14 protein-coding genes and 1 other RNA gene are annotated in these 15,744 nt (G+C 42.0%); 6 read left to right on the top strand and 9 right to left on the bottom strand.

Features of this window, described 5'->3' with window-relative positions:
- Positions 1-62 precede the first annotated feature (62 nt).
- Both C9J48_RS28390 and C9J48_RS03540 read right to left on the bottom strand, forming a co-directional pair.
- Positions 63-146 carry a hypothetical protein gene (locus C9J48_RS28390; RefSeq protein WP_107281059.1) on the bottom strand — a complete coding sequence of 28 codons (84 nt, stop codon included), beginning with the start codon at positions 144-146 and terminating at the stop codon, positions 63-65.
- An 87-nt stretch (positions 147-233) separates the two neighbouring features.
- A complete protein-coding gene (locus C9J48_RS03540; RefSeq protein ID WP_006231030.1) occupies positions 234-959 on the bottom strand; it encodes a TetR/AcrR family transcriptional regulator in 726 nt (241 codons plus the stop codon).
- A 292-nt stretch (positions 960-1,251) separates the two neighbouring features.
- Between C9J48_RS03540 and C9J48_RS03545 the strand changes: the two genes are divergently transcribed.
- Together C9J48_RS03545 and C9J48_RS03550 are read left to right on the top strand one after the other, a co-directional pair.
- Positions 1,252-2,397 (top strand): efflux RND transporter periplasmic adaptor subunit, encoded by a 1,146-nt coding sequence (locus C9J48_RS03545; protein WP_242610836.1) that lies wholly within the window; start codon positions 1,252-1,254, stop codon positions 2,395-2,397.
- Positions 2,398-2,399: 2 nt separating this feature from the next.
- Positions 2,400-5,459: an efflux RND transporter permease subunit gene (locus C9J48_RS03550; RefSeq protein ID WP_006231028.1), complete on the top strand. Its 3,060-nt coding sequence runs from the start codon at positions 2,400-2,402 to the stop codon at positions 5,457-5,459.
- A gap of 144 nt (positions 5,460-5,603) precedes the next feature.
- Here the strand turns inward: C9J48_RS03550 and C9J48_RS03555 are convergent, their stop codons facing one another.
- The 3 genes from C9J48_RS03555 to C9J48_RS03565 form a co-directional block, all read right to left on the bottom strand.
- On the bottom strand, positions 5,604-5,885 hold the full coding sequence (locus C9J48_RS03555; protein ID WP_131541643.1) for a TnsA endonuclease N-terminal domain-containing protein: 282 nt from the start codon (positions 5,883-5,885) through the stop codon (positions 5,604-5,606).
- 207 nt (positions 5,886-6,092) lie between these two features.
- Positions 6,093-6,189: signal recognition particle sRNA small type (gene ffs / locus C9J48_RS03560), an RNA gene on the bottom strand.
- Positions 6,190-6,355: 166 nt separating this feature from the next.
- Positions 6,356-7,087 (bottom strand): VP0952 family biofilm-associated protein, encoded by a 732-nt coding sequence (locus tag C9J48_RS03565; protein ID WP_006231025.1) that lies wholly within the window; start codon positions 7,085-7,087, stop codon positions 6,356-6,358.
- A gap of 97 nt (positions 7,088-7,184) precedes the next feature.
- Here C9J48_RS03565 and C9J48_RS03570 point away from each other — a divergent pair, with 97 nt between their 5' ends.
- Positions 7,185-7,496, top strand: a complete 312-nt coding sequence (locus C9J48_RS03570; RefSeq protein ID WP_006231024.1) for an MGMT family protein — start codon at positions 7,185-7,187, stop codon at positions 7,494-7,496.
- A gap of 72 nt (positions 7,497-7,568) precedes the next feature.
- Here C9J48_RS03570 and C9J48_RS03575 read toward each other — a convergent pair whose 3' ends face one another.
- Positions 7,569-7,988, bottom strand: coding sequence for a YbaY family lipoprotein (locus C9J48_RS03575; protein ID WP_006231023.1), 420 nt, complete (start codon positions 7,986-7,988; stop codon positions 7,569-7,571).
- Positions 7,989-8,109: 121 nt separating this feature from the next.
- On the opposite strand from C9J48_RS03575, the gene tesB reads away from it, so the two are divergent.
- A complete protein-coding gene (gene tesB, locus C9J48_RS03580; protein WP_006231022.1) occupies positions 8,110-8,979 on the top strand; it encodes an acyl-CoA thioesterase II in 870 nt (289 codons plus the stop codon).
- A 173-nt stretch (positions 8,980-9,152) separates the two neighbouring features.
- Here the strand turns inward: tesB and C9J48_RS03585 are convergent, their stop codons facing one another.
- From C9J48_RS03585 to C9J48_RS03595, 3 genes are all read right to left on the bottom strand, one after another.
- Positions 9,153-10,931 (bottom strand): SmdB family multidrug efflux ABC transporter permease/ATP-binding protein, encoded by a 1,779-nt coding sequence (locus C9J48_RS03585; RefSeq protein ID WP_006231021.1) that lies wholly within the window; start codon positions 10,929-10,931, stop codon positions 9,153-9,155.
- Complete coding sequence (locus C9J48_RS03590) at positions 10,931-12,673, bottom strand: ABC transporter transmembrane domain-containing protein (protein WP_006231020.1); 1,743 nt, start codon at positions 12,671-12,673, stop codon at positions 10,931-10,933. Before C9J48_RS03590 ends, C9J48_RS03585 begins: the two co-directional genes overlap by 1 nt.
- Positions 12,674-12,988: 315 nt before the next feature.
- Positions 12,989-13,450 (bottom strand): Lrp/AsnC family transcriptional regulator, encoded by a 462-nt coding sequence (locus C9J48_RS03595; protein WP_006231019.1) that lies wholly within the window; start codon positions 13,448-13,450, stop codon positions 12,989-12,991.
- Positions 13,451-13,630: 180 nt separating this feature from the next.
- Between C9J48_RS03595 and C9J48_RS03600 the strand changes: the two genes are divergently transcribed.
- Together C9J48_RS03600 and queC are read left to right on the top strand one after the other, a co-directional pair.
- Positions 13,631-14,716, top strand: a complete 1,086-nt coding sequence (locus tag C9J48_RS03600; RefSeq protein ID WP_006231018.1) for a PLP-dependent cysteine synthase family protein — start codon at positions 13,631-13,633, stop codon at positions 14,714-14,716.
- Between the two features lie 217 nt (positions 14,717-14,933).
- The gene (queC, locus tag C9J48_RS03605; protein ID WP_006231017.1) at positions 14,934-15,632 is read left to right on the top strand and encodes a 7-cyano-7-deazaguanine synthase QueC; all 699 of its coding nucleotides are present in this window, start codon (positions 14,934-14,936) and stop codon (positions 15,630-15,632) included.
- Positions 15,633-15,744 lie beyond the last annotated feature (112 nt).

Below are 15,744 nucleotides of genomic sequence, written 5' to 3' on the forward strand. Positions count from 1 at the left end.
ATTCCTGATTCCAACCTGTAAGATACTTTCTTACAGCCTCTAAATACCTAAGAACTTTACATCTATATAGGACACTTCTGAGTTACAATCGCAAATCTACTTACTGTATGATTATGAGTATCTACAACATAAACGGTACCATTGATGTCGTCAAAAGCGTTACATCAATAAGTAATTGACTACGAGATATCTGCTTAATAGCTACAGTAAATTAAGGAAAAAAGAAGCTAAATCTATCGTAAATCATTTTCGATGAGCACCAACTCAATTTCAGATAACTCTTCTCGTGTAACGGGTTCTTTCCAAGGGTAGCTATTCGTCATACGGATAGTCGCTCGCAGTAATGGGTGATCCAAAGTCAACGGTACATTAACGTTTGTCTTAGCTTCGTTAATATGAGTCTCATGCGGGTGGTTAAGGATTTGTGTATATCCAATATTTACGGCCCAATGCAGCAACATAAACTCTTCAATCAGAGCTTCTTTTTCTTCTTCTTCACAAAGTAATTCTTCTGAACGTACGGCCTCTCGTAGCGCACCTTGAAACTGAAGCCTAATTTCTGTTGACACTAAAGATAATTTAGTTAGCCATTTATCAGAGGCTTTGGCTAACAAGTCTCTGCTGCTTAGAAGCGTAAGTAGCTGATAAGAAAAAGAATAAGTATACATTGCTTCTTGTGACACAAGGTTAATTGCCACTATCTTCGCTGGAAGTGAATATGGTAGAGCAAGAATCTCTCGAATGACATTGGATGCTTGACTGTCAAGACGTACAGACAGAGCAACCAATACATCTTCTTTAGATTGAATATGCTTATAAACAGAGCCCATCGATAATCCGGCTTTTTTAGCAATCGCCGACATCTTAAAATCGATCAACGAAGTGTCGAGGATGCATTGTGCGGCAGCGTCTAAGATGAGTTGTTCTTGTTCAGCGATAGTGTGCTTAGGTGCAGGCATAGTGAACCTTCATTCGAATAATATTCGGATGAATGCTAATAAATCCCCCCACGTGAGTCAATCTTTATAGGTAAGCTGCTACGAATACGAAAACATTGTCAATGAATATAATTCTCACTCAAGAATACCATGTCTATACTATTGATATTTAAATATAAAAATAGAGTTCTTCTCCTTAATCCCCCCTGAATTTTAAATCTCTCTATTTGACAATAAATACTATGCATTTAGGATGTGAACCATGTTCGAATACCATTCGAATGCGATTATTGTAATTAATTGTGGTGAGTTTATGAAAAAGAAAAGGTCTTCATTCGCAGGTTGGCTATGGGTGCTATCAAGCTTAGTCTTGATTATCGGTGGATTGGGGTATTACAAATACAATCAAATAAAAGTAGCTATAGATATGGCCGCATCCTTCCCAGAACACTACGAAGTCGTCGATGCCACATACGTAAAAGTTTCGGATCATACACCGACTGTCAGCGTGCTTGGCAGTGCCGCATCGCCACTGCAATCTAATTTATCCCTAGAGCTGTCGGGGAAAGTTGCCTTTGTTGGTTTCCAACCGGGTGAAAAGGCTAATGCAGGAGACCTGTTATTTCAGGTCGATATTTCTGAAGAACGCGCTCGAATAAAGTCGGCACAAGCGCGCAAAAAACATGCTCAATCAGTACTTCAACGTTATCAAACCTTGTTGGAAAAAAAATCGATTAGCCAAGAGCAATATGATCAAGCTTATGCTGATCTTATCGTGGTTCAATCTGAAATTGAGGTACTACAAGCCACAATCAAACAAAAGACCATTGTCGCTCCATTTGATGGGGTGATAGGTCTTCATGATATCAAGTTAGGAGACTATGTATCTGCTAACCAAGTACTTTCAACTTTTATTGGAGACAGTGACAAAATCTGGGTAGATTTTAGCGTTCCACAATTTTACCCAGAGCTCAAAATAAGCTCTCAAATACGTGCGAGAAACATTGATTATCTTGGTACATCATCTTTCCAGCTGGCAACTGTCATAGCAAAAGACACACAAATATCGGATACAACTCGTAGCCTGAGATATCGCGCAGAGGTTAGCCGAACTCTCGCCCCCTACACACCAAACATGCCATTGGAAGTGCTCATTCCGATAAGTGATAACAAGACGGTATATCAAGTCCCTGTTACCTCTGTTAATCAAGATATTTATGGCTCATATGTCATGAAGTTAACCGCACTCAACAGTGAGCCCGGAGCTTACCGCGCAAAACGCGCTTCCGTACAAGTTATCTCAGAGATTAATGGCTCAAAGCTAATCACTGAAGGCATACATGAAGGTGAAAAGATAGCAACTGCTGGTGCATTCAAACTCTATGAAGGCTTGTTGGTACGCTCAAAGGAGGGCACTTCACAACAAGAGTCCTCACTGGTTGCAGCTGTTGGAGAATAATAATGGATATCTTTGTTAAAAAGCCCGTTCTTGCAATAGTCATTTCTCTGATCATTATCATTGCTGGAACCATGGCATCACAACGATTATCGATCTCGCAGTTTCCCCAGATAGAAAGTTCTTCGCTAGTTATCACCACTGAGTATGTTGGCGTGTCTGCTGATGTCGTAAAAGGCTTCGTGACGGAACCAATTGAAAGAGCTGCAATGAGCGTTCCTGGCGTAGACTACGTTGATTCATCAACGACGGCAGGAATGAGCAAGGTTACGGTATGGCTCAAACTCAACGAAAATAGCACTAATGCGCTTGCTGAACTCAACTCACGGCTCAGCCAGATCTCTTATGAACTGCCAGATGGCGTGCAAGACCCAAGTGTTTCCGTTGCCCGCGTCGACAGGCCAGGAGCCACTTTTTACCTGAATATTTCTAGCACAACAATGGACAGGGCAGAGCTCACCGACTTTTTAGAACGCGATGTAACACCTTGGTTTGCGTCTGTGTCTGGAGTTCAAAGTGCGGATGTACTTGGTGGACGCAAGCCAGCTATGCGTGTGTGGCTCGATCCTCTGAAAATGGCAAGCTTGAATATTGGTGCAGATCAAGTTCATCAGGCCTTAATCGACAACAATGTAATCGCTTCATTAGGTCATGTAGAAAGCGCTAGCCAAAACATAAGCATCATGAGTAATGCACTATACCAAAGCGCCGACGATTTTCGCCAAATGATCGTGAAAAAGAGTGGTGATACTTTTATTTACCTTAGCGATATCGCTCGTATAAAGCTTGGAGAGGATCGCGGCACCGACTCTGCACGCCTAGATCTTAGTGAGTCAGTTTTTATCGGCATCGTAACTTCACCTGGTTCGAACGAAATTTCAATTGGCGATGCATTATACAAGCAACTTGTGGTCACTAATTCACGCTTACCAGAAGGAACAAGCATCACCATTGGCTATGATGGCACTCAATATATGCGAGACGCACTCAAGGAAATTTTCACCACTCTTGTCGAAACGGTGTTGCTGGTAGGCGTAGTGATTCTGTTGCTAATGGGATCATTTCGAACGGCGTTGGTGCCTTTGGTGACGATTCCTATTTCGATTTTAGGTAGCATAGCAGCGATGCTATTAGCGGGTTTCTCACTTAATTTGCTGACCATTTTGGCAATCGTCTTATCTGTAGGGCTGGTTGTCGATGATGCGATTGTAGTTGTAGAAAATGTCGCACGTCATATGCGAAATGGTAAAGGCCGAATTGAAGCAGCACTAGTAAGCTCAAGAGAACTACTGCGCCCTATTTTTTCTATGACAATCACCTTGGCTTTAGTATTTGTACCCATTGGTTTTGTCGGCGGTTTGTCTGGTGCTCTATTTAAAGAGTTCGCGTTTACGTTAGCCATTGCTGTTCTTTTTTCCGGTATCGTTGCTATTACTTTATCGCCAATCATGAGTGCCTACGTCTCTCAAGAAAAGGGGCAAGAAAGTCGCCTAACGCACAAGGTCAACCTCATATTCGACCGATTGTCAGCGCGTTATGAGAATGGACTATATCGTGTTTTCTCTCATCACCGAGCCCTATTAACAGGAGCATTTGTACTATCTCTTTTGATCGTTCCTTTCTATATGTTTTCACAGCAAGAGCTTGCTCCTGTTGAAGACCAGAGTTCGCTATTTGTTATTTCTGAAGCTCCTTCAGGTGGTTCTTTAGACTATAGCAATCAATTTATGCAAAAGGCGGTCAGCTCTATCGAGCAAATGGAAGGCATAGACATGGTATGGCAGACTCTTACTGAGTCAGGCGGTTTCAGTGGAATTAACTTCGTTCCATACGACCAACGCCCATACTCAACCTCAGATGTTGTCCAAAATATTTACTTTGCACTCAAAGAAATCACTGGCTTAAGAGTTTACCCAACGTCACCGATGCCACTGCCGACGGCTGGGCAATTTGATGTAGAAATGGTAATTCAATCGCAAGACAGTTATACCAATATGCTGCCATATGCTTACCAACTGTTAGAAGCCGCGCACAAAAGTGGCAAATTCATGTTTGTTAATACGGACCTTAAGATCGATATGCCTCATGCCCGACTCGAGTTTGACAATACAAAAATGATGGACTTAGGGTTAACAACCAAAGCGGTAACAGACCAAATATCACTGATGGTGTCGGAACAAGACGTGACACGTTTTGATAGTAATGGTAAGGCCTATCGTGTGATACCCATGGTTGATGAGCAACAGCTAAATAGCAGTGAAACATTACTCACCCTACAAATAAAAACACCGAATGGCGATTTTGTACCGTTAAGTAGTATCGCAAACTTAGAGCAAACAGTCAGCGTACGCAGCGCGAACCGATTTAACCAACTTAACTCGTTTCGTGTTTTAGGTGGATTGGTGCCAGGGACAACACCCGATCAAGCGCTGAGTATTCTAGAGCAAAAGGCAGAGAAGATATTACCGTCTGGATACCAAGTGAACTATGCGGGCGGCTCTCGTCAACTCCGCCAAGAAGGAAACAGTTTATTCTCTGTGCTTGCCGTCTCTTTATTCATGGTTTACATGGTTCTAGCGATACAGTTTAACAGCTTTCGTTCGCCACTGGTTGTATTACTCGGGTCCGTACCCTTGGCCCTTGCTAGCGGCATGTCGTTCTCATTTCTTGGTATGACAACCATGAATATCTACGCCCAAATCGGTTTTATTACTCTCGTGGGTTTAGTCGCAAAAAATGGAATTTTAATCACAGAGTTTGCGAATGAACTTCAACAAAAAGGGTATCGGAAATTGGATGCTGTCGTACATAGCGCAAAGTTAAGGTTACGACCTATTTTAATGACAACTGCTGCGACAGTACTTGGTCACTTTCCTCTAGTTTTAGTGACTGGGCCAGGCGCAGAAGCCAGAAATAGTATCGGTATTATTTTGGTAGCAGGCATGTTTATCGGCACTATCTTTACCCTATTTGTGTTACCGGCAGTCTATTTGGCTCTAGCAGAAAATCTCGATAAATCCACAAACGGCTCCTGTGATGAGAGACAAGCCTTGTTAATTAAATAAACATTGAGGGAGCTGAGGCGAGTATCGCCGTTGTTGAGTTATGGCAGATGCTTCGCAAAGGTCAGATGAAAAATGCTGGAGATATGTCTGCTAGGGAGCAATTTTACTCCCTAGCGGCCTAATTGTATCTGGAAATAAGTGTTTCTACATTCCAATTCCAAGATGCAACAGAACCAGTTTTTGTGCTTTTTCCTGCTTAGCTTTAAAGCGTTGAAGAAAGTCTGGATTCAGGGTTTTCGCGAAAGGTTTCACTTCAATCCACTTAGCGGTATCGTTCTCAATAATCTGAAAATCAGGAGTATAAGGAAGATCTCGATCATCAAGGTGATAAATAAAACCTTCAGGCTGGGCAATAAAAGACGTTATCGATGATGAATATTCGAGGTGGAGGCAAGTATCGAACTCAAGATATGACTCAACTGTCATGACTTGATTCATCTTAGCACTGACAAACTTAAAAAGGTTCTTTTCGCGGGAGTGTTTTAGCTTTCGGCGGTACATAATAGACCAGCCCATTTGTCGTTTTACTACAACAAAAATAGCTTATGCAGACTTATAGTGCAATTTATGCAGGGTATTAGGGAAGATATGCAGGCTTATGGTGCAAACTACAAACGCTAGATGGGTGGAAGCCCCCACCAGCCACATCCCGGCACACACGTCACCTGCTGCGGTTGCTCCCTTCCGGGCCTGGCCGAGTTCACAGGTTAGTGTTGCGGGAGGACCAATGGGGGCCTCCATAGATTCTTTCAGTTCTGCTTGAGAACGGAAAAGATTATCTACCAAGGCCGCATACAATGCAAGGTGTTATATCACTTCACCGAATCAACTGCTGAATTATTACTCAAAGTGATTGATTGTGATAATAAGTGATTACGAATCAGCTAAGTATCGCCCTATACTTCTTCAGGATCTTCCAATAAGAATTCACCCAATAACGCTCCACCAAGTATTAATAGCCATGCAACTAAGACAGGGTTTGGCACGTCAAACTGCGGCACAATCACTAATGTTGCAAACCCTACTGCTGGTAATACCCAAGCCAAGCGTGGCACCCAATCTCCGACTTTCACCTTTTTCATACCTTGCAGTGCCGCAATTAACCCTGTAATACACAAAGCAACTAACGCAGCATGCTGTAATCCCCCAACCCATAGCGGTACCACTAAAAACAATGGCCACCACGTATTTCCTTCTACAGTGCGCCAAGAGCGAGCGGCATACCAAATAATACATACAGCAACAATTTGTACGACGGTAGCACCAACGCTACCGGGTAATTTCCCTTCACCTTGCAAGGCCATTAGCCCCACATCCATTGCAATAACAACAGAAACAAGTAATGCACCTAATTGCCAATTACTTTTAGGCGAGAAAGCGATAGAAAAAATAGGTAACATCATAAAAATGCTAATAGATAATGCTAAAGATTGATCTGGTAATACAGCACCAAAAGAGGCTAAGCCTATCAATAAAAGCCAAGCAGCGGCTCCACCTTGAGGAAGTAACCACAGGGCTGGAATCGCTAAAGCGAGAGCAGGTACATCGCCTTGACTATAACCTAGGGCAGTAACACCTAATACAGTCAAAACTATGCTGACAAAAACGAGTAACGCGGCATACAACATGGCAGCACCTCCTTGCGTTATCCGATAGTGTTATTGAAATACATTGAAAACAGCAGCTACCGGTCGATATCAAATTTATTTTACATCAGGTTTAAATATGGACGATTTTTCAGCTCAAATCTACACCCAAGTACATCAAATTCCATATGGAAAAGTGTCAACCTATGGAGAAATAGCTAAATTTTCAGGTTTTCCTGGTTATGCACGTCATGTTGGGCGCTTAATGGCAACATTACCTGAAGGGTCGAAAATACCTTGGTACCGAGTCGTTAATGCTAAAGGAATGATTTCGTTAACCGGTAATGATCTGATTCGTCAGCGAGAAAAATTGCTTGCAGAAGGTATAGATGTATCAGAAAGCGGAAAAATATCGCTGCGTCATTACCGATGGAACGGTAACCCAGTGTAGTAAAGAGTATTCTTTACCTTTACAGCATAATATTTTAATTAGGCTGTAAAGGTCGAATTCAGCTTGTTTCTTTTACTGTACTTTAACCAGCATTAAATCTAGATTTTGGGTTATAGCCGAATCTGTAATGACGTGGTTTGCGGTATCGGTAATAAATATCAATTTACCGTTAACTTCAATACGAGCACTAATCGCATAAGTATGATTACTTTTTATATCTTGGAGTTTATACCCAAGTGAAAAGTCATAAGGAGCTTGCTTACCTTCAGACATAAATGCCTGACTGCTAATGACTTCTGCAGCTACATCCATTTTAGATACATCAGATAAAGTCACTGTAATACGCGCATTATTAGGAAGCGCAATACGCTCACGATAAGCGATAGAGCCAGTTACTGTTCCCATATCATTGTCATTTGGCACTAAAGTAGTACACGCTGTAACAACAAGAGCTAAAATCAGCGTAAATAGTAGTGCAAAAAACTTTTTCATGATTAACCCTTAAAAACTAAAACTCCATTAAGCTGAAATGTAATTACTATTTAATAACACGTAAGTTTGTGTTCTAGTTTGGTAATAACTCCTTAATAATAACATGGTAATAGGATCCACAATGAGTAAAGAACTGAATGAACTTCTCAATCTTTTACAATTAGAACGACTGGAGCAAGGTTTATTCCGTGGTCAGAGTGAACATTTGGGTTTACCTCAAGTTTATGGTGGTCAAGTTATCGGTCAGTCTCTTTCTGCCGCAAAAGAAACGGTTGATAGCCTGCGACATGTTCATTCCTTTCACAGCTACTTTTTATTGCCTGGTGATCCTGAAAAACCAATTATTTACGATGTTGAAAAACTGCGTGATGGTAAAAGCTTCAGTACACGCCGAGTTAAAGCGATTCAAAATGGCAGACCTATTTTTTACTTAACCGCTTCTTATCAAGCAGAAGAAGCAGGATTTGAACACCAATCAACAATGCCTAATGTTGCGGGCCCCGAAGGGTTAGCATCAGAAAAGGAACTGGTTCAATCTATCGCACAGCATCTGCCGAAAAAAGCTGTTGAAACCTTTGGCCGTGACCGTCCTATCGAAGTGCGCCCTGTTACCGTTGTTAATCCACTAAAACCCAAAGCTGCAGATCCCAAACAATACCTTTGGATTAAGGCTAACGGTGAGATGCCGAATGATCCTCGTATTCACCAATATGTATTGGCTTATGCATCTGATTGGGGTTTTCTGGTTACTGCCTTGCAACCACATGGCGTTACGCTTTTAACCCCGAAAATGCAGGTTGCCACTATTGACCATTCGATGTGGTTTCACCGCCCTTTCCGTCTTGATGAATGGCTACTGTATGTTATCGAAAGCCCATCAGCCAGCGGTGCGAGAGGCTTGGTACGTGGTGAAATCTACAACCAGAAAGGTGAGCTTGTCGCTTCAGCCGTTCAAGAAGGTTTAATGCGTCAGCATCTAGCTTCTGATTAAAGTCGTTACCATTCGAATTTATATCTCATTTTATAAAATTGAATAATGAAGTCTGTCAGAACAGTGTAAAACACACTTCTTTTCAGGATTTTATTACTCCGCAATAAAAAGCAGCGGGGGATTATTCATCATAATCCCCCGCTGCTTTCTCTTTTTATCTATCTTATTATTTATTAAATAACGGCTATCGTTTCTTCTTCTAACTGATGCAAATGCTCACTCGCCTGTTGCAGTTGATACATCTGCCAATAATGCCCTTGCTCCGTCAACAGCTGCTGATGCGTTCCGCGCTCGGTAATATCACCACGATGTAACACCACAATTTCATCTGCATCCATAATGGTTGATAAACGGTGAGCGATAACCACAATGCTCATGTCTTTACGCAATACATCTAATGCCTGCTGAATTTTCTTCTCTGTTCCTGAATCAATATTTGCTGTCGCTTCATCTAAAATCAAGATTTTCGGTTTCGCCACCAGCACTCGAGCTAATGCAAGTAGCTGCTTTTGACCCGCCGACAAGTTCGCCTCTCCACTACCAAATAGCGTATCTAGACCGTCTGAATATTGTCGAATTTGCTCGGACAGCCCCACTTTGTCTAAAGCGCCCCAAATCACAGCATCTGTAACATTACGCCCTAATTGGATATTTTCCCGCACCGTGTCACTCAGAATATGCGGGTCTTGCTGCACCATCGCGATACCATCACGAAATACGGTTTTATGTAGCTCAGTGAGGGGCCGCTTATCAACCAATATTTGCCCTTGTGATGCAGGGTAAAACCCCATCATTAACGAGGCTAATGTGCTTTTACCACTGCCGGTATGCCCAACTAATGCCAGGAACCCACGGTGATGTAGGTGTATATCAATATTGTTTAAGACCGTCTGTTCGCCGTCGTAACTAAAACTGACATTCTGGCATTGTAATTCACCCTGTTGGATAGCTTGTTCGTCATCACCGTAGTCTTGCTGTTTTGCGTCGATCAAAGCAAAAATACGTTCACTGGCAACCAAGGCTTGCTGTAACAGCGACAACTGCTGGGTCATTTCAATTAATGGTTCAGTTACCCGCCCCAAGTAACTGATAAACGCATAAAGCACACCGACCCCGATTAACTCAACACCGCTCACGCCAAATAATGCGACCAATGATATTAAGGCGATTCCCGATAACAAATCGATGAGTGGCCGCAATAACAAACCGTTGAGCTTCATTACCCCGACTTGTGCCCGTAAATGATTATTGGTCAATGATGAAAATTGTTCGCTGAACGCACGCTCTTGGCGCATCAATTGAATTAAGCTCATTCCCTGAATAGATTCACTCATCGAGGCATTAATATCAGCCAACAAATCACGCATTTTTCGATAAGCATTGGCACTTTTCCGCTGATAAATCACCATAATAAAAATAACAATAGGCAATAAAATCAAGACAATAACGGTTAAACGCCAACTTAAGAAACTCATAACCACCAGCATGACACTGATCAGAGTGACATTTTTTAATACCGTAGCAATCACGAAGACATAAAAATCTTTAATTGATTCAGTATCATTGGTAATTCGCGAAATAAGCTTGCCCGTCGGCATGTAATCAAATGCTGATAATGGCTGATTAAGTACCTTGCCAAATAGCTGCTTACGTACAGTTTGAACCACGCCAATCGCAATCGTATTAAAGCGAATAGATTGAGCATACTTTAGCCCCGCGCCAATAATCATCAAACCAATATAGGCAGCAGCTAACATAGCGATGGCTTCTATTGGGTAATTATCTTTCGCAATATAGTTATCGATGAAATGTTGAATTAGCCATGGTCCTGATACATCGGCCAGCGCCCCTGCAAACAAAAGCCCAATAGCAATTGCCAATTTCTTTTTATCGTTCAAGGCATACCGTAATAAACGAATTAAAACAGCTTTGTTGACGGCTTTATTTTCCATTATGCCTCCTTGATTGCGCGTTCTAATTGCTGATAACGATGCATCTCTGCATACCAAGCATCATCTTTAATCAAGTTCTGGTGTTTGCCTTTCTCTACAACCTGACCATGCTGCAACACTAAGATTTGATCTGCTTGTTCTAATGCAGTTAAACGGTGAGCAATCACTATCACTGTTTGCTTTGTTTTCGTTGCTTGTAGATTCTGTAAAATCGTATGTTCAGTTTTACCATCAACCGCAGACAGTGCATCATCCAATACCAATATTTCGGCCTCAAGCAATAATGCCCGAGCAATAGCAATACGCTGTTTTTGCCCACCAGATAGCGTGATCCCTTTTTCGCCCACTAAGGTGTTATACCCTTCCGGAAATTGAAGAATATCGTCATCGATACACGCTAATTGTGCCGCATGGCGAATTTGCTCATGAGTGGCTTCAGGTCGACCAAGTGCAATGTTGTCAGCAATAGAACGAGAGAATAAAAATGGCGTTTGGCTAACGACAGCAAATCGGCTACGCCACTGATGTAAATCAGCCGTTTTTATTGATACATCTCCATACATAATATGCCCATGCTGCAATTCTTGCTGACGCAGTAATAACGCCAGCAGTGTTGATTTACCACTGCCTATGGGCCCTGCAACACCCAGCATCTGCCCTGCACTTAAATCAAATAGGACGTGCTGCATTGCCGCTTGTTCTTGTTTGCCCCAATGAAATCGCTCAATATCCACATGTAATGTTTGGCCTGTCATTTCAAGAGTATTTTCACCACTCACAATGCTCGGTTGTTGACCAAAGATATGCTGTAAACGTTTTAAGGCTGCCGAACCTCGCTCTAGAATATTGAATACCCATGCCAGTGCTAACATTGGCCAAATCATTAACCCTTGGTAAAGCGTAAACGCGGTAAGATCTCCCAACGTCAGCCGACCTTGCGATACCATATAACCGCCACCCGCAATACTAAGGAAAAAAGACATGCCAATTGTTAGCTGAATAACGGGATCAAATTTGGCATCGACCTGCTCAACAGCCAAGTTTTTCTGTCCGACAGCATCGACAACCGCGTCAAATTCCTGTTGCTGTCGTTGCTCTAAACCAAACGCCCTGATCATTCTGACACCGTTCAATGACTCTTGAGTTTTATCTGTCAGATCAGAAAATGCCGCTTGTGATTCAGAAAAACGTGTATGTAATTGCCGACCAAAACCAAAAACGATAAACGCCATAACCGGCATCGGTAACAAAGCAAGAATCGTGAGCTCCCAGCTTAGCTGCGTAGTCATTACCAGAATAACGGCTAACCCCATGATCAATGAATCTGCTGCGGTTAGTACACCTTCACCTGCCGTCATCACCACAGCATTCACATCATTGGTTGAACGCGCCATTAAATCACCCGTTTTATAGCGCTCAAAAAAAATGGGGGAATGGGATGAAAAATGACAATAAAGCCTATTGCGTAATACCGTGCCTAACTTTGCCGCAGCACCAAACAACCACACTCGCCATATAATGCGCAGTACATATACCAGGGTCCAGAGCAGTACAATTCCACCCAGCCACATAAACATAGTCGACGAACTCATATCACCCGATACGACACCGTCCACAATCCAGCCAATTGCACGCGGAGGAAGCAACTCAAAGGCAGACACTAAACACAGAATAAAAATAGCACCACTATAACGGCGCCACTCCTGTCGAAAAAACCAACGGAGTTGCCAAAAAACCTGCATATAGCCTCCCGAAATAGCTACTCTTTATCCACTTTTGATAAGTACTTTGATTCCACCCAGAATCATTTCGTTACTAAACAAATGAAAGGTAAGTTATAGATATAAGATGAAATAAGAAACAACCTGATAACACCTATTTTCAAGATGTTAGAGAGGAATTCAACCACAATATAGTGGTCAAATTAAAAACAGAGGTTAATCCTGCTTATATTACAAACAGGATCTAAAAGCATGTGCAATAAATCAACAACACACTAAAATACCAGATTTATAGCCAGAGGTTTATAGACCGCCATAGCTTATAAAGACAATCGTTTATAAAGGCAATGCGGTGGTATATTTTAGAGGCTCCATCGCAAACGTAGACGTCACATTGGTTAATCCTTCTATGCTGTTAACCAACTTCTTATAAAACTTATCAAATGCTGCCATATCAGCAACTTGTACCTTCATCATGTAATCATATTCGCCAGCCATGCGATAGAACTCCATTACCTCTGGAAATTCAGACACAGTCTCGACAAAACAGTGATACCACTCTTTCGAATGATTACTGGTTTTGATCTGCACGAATGCAGTAAATGATAGCCCCAGCTTAATAGGATCAAGTAAAGCAACACGCTTACGGAGTATTCCACTTTCTTCCAGTCGCTTAAGGCGTTTCCAGCAAGGTGTTGTTGTCAGATTCACCGCTTCTGCTAAATCGGCTAAGGCCATTGTGCCATTTTGCTGCAACAACCGAAGCAATGTTTTGTCAACGTTATCTAAATTGTTCATTACTTTCCCTTAAAACTCACAACGGAGAATATTTTTCTCCATTATGTGTATTTTACAATAAACAAAGCAAAGCTTTTTCTCTCAAGTGCAGTACTATAATTCTAACAGTAAAAATAAGAATAATACTTGGTCACAAAATGAATAATTAAATAAGCCTAATCAGACATTTAAGGATATAACATGAATAATGAATTGCAGCCTAAAAGCCGAAACCCTCAATGGATAAATAGCGCCATACGCAAAATTGAAGCCGACTACCAGCGATCTGCTGATACGCATCTGATCAAACTTGATATCGCTTGTTTAGAAGGCATCAATATTTATCTCAAAGATGAAAGCACTCACCCAACAGGCAGCCTTAAACACCGCTTGGCACGTTCATTGTTCTTATATGCGCTATGTAATGGCTGGATTAATGAAAATACCACGATTATAGAATCATCATCAGGTAGCACTGCGGTATCTGAAGCCTATTTTGCACGCTTACTGGGCTTACCCTTTATTGCGGTTGTTCCTCGTAAAACGGCTTGCAAGAAGATTGAACAAATTAAATTTTATGGCGGTCGTGCACACTTTGTCGATAGCCCAAATGCCATCTATGAAGAGTCTCATCGTCTGGCAAAAGATCTAAATGGCCATTATATGGATCAATTTACCTTTGCAGAGCGTGCCACTGACTGGCGTGGCAATAACAACATCGCAAACAGCATTTTTGAACAAATGCAGTTGGAAGAGCACCCGATTCCAACGTGGATCGTAATGAGCCCCGGTACGGGTGGTACATCTGCCACTATTGGCCGCTATATTCGCTACCAAATGCACGACACTAAATTATGTGTTGTCGACCCTGAAAATTCGGTATTCCACACCTATTTCAACACCCGAGATATTCATTTAACGAGTACGGTAGGAAGCCGTATTGAAGGTATTGGTCGCCCACGCGTAGAGCCTAGCTTTATTCCTGATGTTATCGACGAAATGCGCACCATTCCTGATGCAGCCAGTGTTGCCACTGTGCATTGGCTTGAAAATTTACTAGGTCGTAAAGCCGGTGCATCAACCGGAACAAACCTTTTTGGTGTACTGCAGTTAGCGAGCGAGATGAAAGCTCGTGGCGAAACTGGGTCTATCGTCACATTGCTTTGCGACAGCGGTGAACGCTACCTAGATACTTATTTTAACGCTGAATGGGTACAAGAAAACATCGGTGATATATCACCTTACCTAGCCCAATTAGCGGCATTTGAACAAACAGGTACATTGTAAATTAGCAATTTATTTGTCTGCCTATTTTAATTCATTAATACATTTATCTAATTTGTTGTGTTTGTAAGGTTTATACCTTTCGTTTGCCGTAGCTTGTCTACGGTTTTTTTTACACTTTTTTCCGTACTCGCTCTAGGGTACGATAGCTGCTCATCTACATATTATTGAGTCGGTACCGACTGTTTTTCGGTAAGGCTACAAATAAGGACACATTCCCATGCGTAAAGCTGTTGTCGTATTCAGTGGTGGACAAGATTCCACAACCTGTCTAATCCAAGCTATTGAGAACTACGACGAAGTGCATTGCATCACTTTTGATTATGGTCAGCGTCATAAGCTGGAAATTGAAGTGGCACAATCGATAACGAAAGAGTTGGGTATCACCGCCCATAAAGTGATGGATGTTGGTTTGCTTAATGAACTGGCCATTAGCTCTTTAACCCGCGACAACATTGCCGTTTCACACGAGCTACAAGCAAACGGGTTGCCTAACTCGTTTGTTCCGGGCAGAAATATTTTATTTCTAACGTTATCTGGTATTTATGCATATCAGATTGGCGCTGAAGCCGTTATCACTGGTGTATGTGAAACCGATTTCTCTGGTTACCCTGATTGCCGCGATGAATTTGTGAAATCTCTGAATCAATCTTTGGTTTTAGGCATGGATCGTGCGCTAAAGATCGAAACACCACTAATGTGGCTGAACAAAGCTGAAACCTGGGCCTTAGCCGATCAATACAAGCAATTAGACTTTGTGCGCGAGAAAACCTTAACCTGTTATAACGGTATTATTGGTGATGGTTGTGGCGATTGCCCGTCTTGTGATCTACGCCGTGCAGGTTTAGAAGATTACTTAACGAATAAAGATACCATCATGGCTGATTTGGTGGCAAAGCAGGCTGAAGGGCAAGCTTAATGTCGTTGTAACAAGCTAAAATGCACGTAGTTACAATTACATACAAAAAAACCGGAGCGCAGTGATGAACTGACTCCGGTTTTTTAATTCGACTATAAATCAGAAGCAATCA

Origin of the sequence: Photobacterium profundum, assembly GCF_003026285.1 — a bacterium.
GTDB classification, from domain to species: domain Bacteria; phylum Pseudomonadota; class Gammaproteobacteria; order Enterobacterales; family Vibrionaceae; genus Photobacterium; species Photobacterium profundum.

What these genes read in the sequence shown, in the direction of transcription:
- queC (WP_006231017.1), top strand. Translation starts at nt 14,934, where the DNA reads ATGCGTAAAGCTGTTGTCGTATTCAGTGGTGGACAAGATTCCACAACC.
- C9J48_RS03590 (WP_006231020.1), bottom strand. Translation starts at nt 12,673, where the DNA reads ATGCAGGTTTTTTGGCAACTCCGTTGGTTTTTTCGACAGGAGTGGCGC.
- tesB (WP_006231022.1), top strand. Translation starts at nt 8,110, where the DNA reads ATGAGTAAAGAACTGAATGAACTTCTCAATCTTTTACAATTAGAACGA.
- C9J48_RS03600 (WP_006231018.1), top strand. Translation starts at nt 13,631, where the DNA reads ATGAATAATGAATTGCAGCCTAAAAGCCGAAACCCTCAATGGATAAAT.
- C9J48_RS03550 (WP_006231028.1), top strand. Translation starts at nt 2,400, where the DNA reads ATGGATATCTTTGTTAAAAAGCCCGTTCTTGCAATAGTCATTTCTCTG.
- C9J48_RS03595 (WP_006231019.1), bottom strand. Translation starts at nt 13,450, where the DNA reads ATGAACAATTTAGATAACGTTGACAAAACATTGCTTCGGTTGTTGCAG.
- C9J48_RS03575 (WP_006231023.1), bottom strand. Translation starts at nt 7,988, where the DNA reads ATGAAAAAGTTTTTTGCACTACTATTTACGCTGATTTTAGCTCTTGTT.
- C9J48_RS03570 (WP_006231024.1), top strand. Translation starts at nt 7,185, where the DNA reads ATGGACGATTTTTCAGCTCAAATCTACACCCAAGTACATCAAATTCCA.
- C9J48_RS03555 (WP_131541643.1), bottom strand. Translation starts at nt 5,885, where the DNA reads ATGACAGTTGAGTCATATCTTGAGTTCGATACTTGCCTCCACCTCGAA.
- C9J48_RS03540 (WP_006231030.1), bottom strand. Translation starts at nt 959, where the DNA reads ATGCCTGCACCTAAGCACACTATCGCTGAACAAGAACAACTCATCTTA.
- C9J48_RS03545 (WP_242610836.1), top strand. Translation starts at nt 1,252, where the DNA reads ATGAAAAAGAAAAGGTCTTCATTCGCAGGTTGGCTATGGGTGCTATCA.
- C9J48_RS03565 (WP_006231025.1), bottom strand. Translation starts at nt 7,087, where the DNA reads ATGTTGTATGCCGCGTTACTCGTTTTTGTCAGCATAGTTTTGACTGTA.
- C9J48_RS03585 (WP_006231021.1), bottom strand. Translation starts at nt 10,931, where the DNA reads ATGGAAAATAAAGCCGTCAACAAAGCTGTTTTAATTCGTTTATTACGG.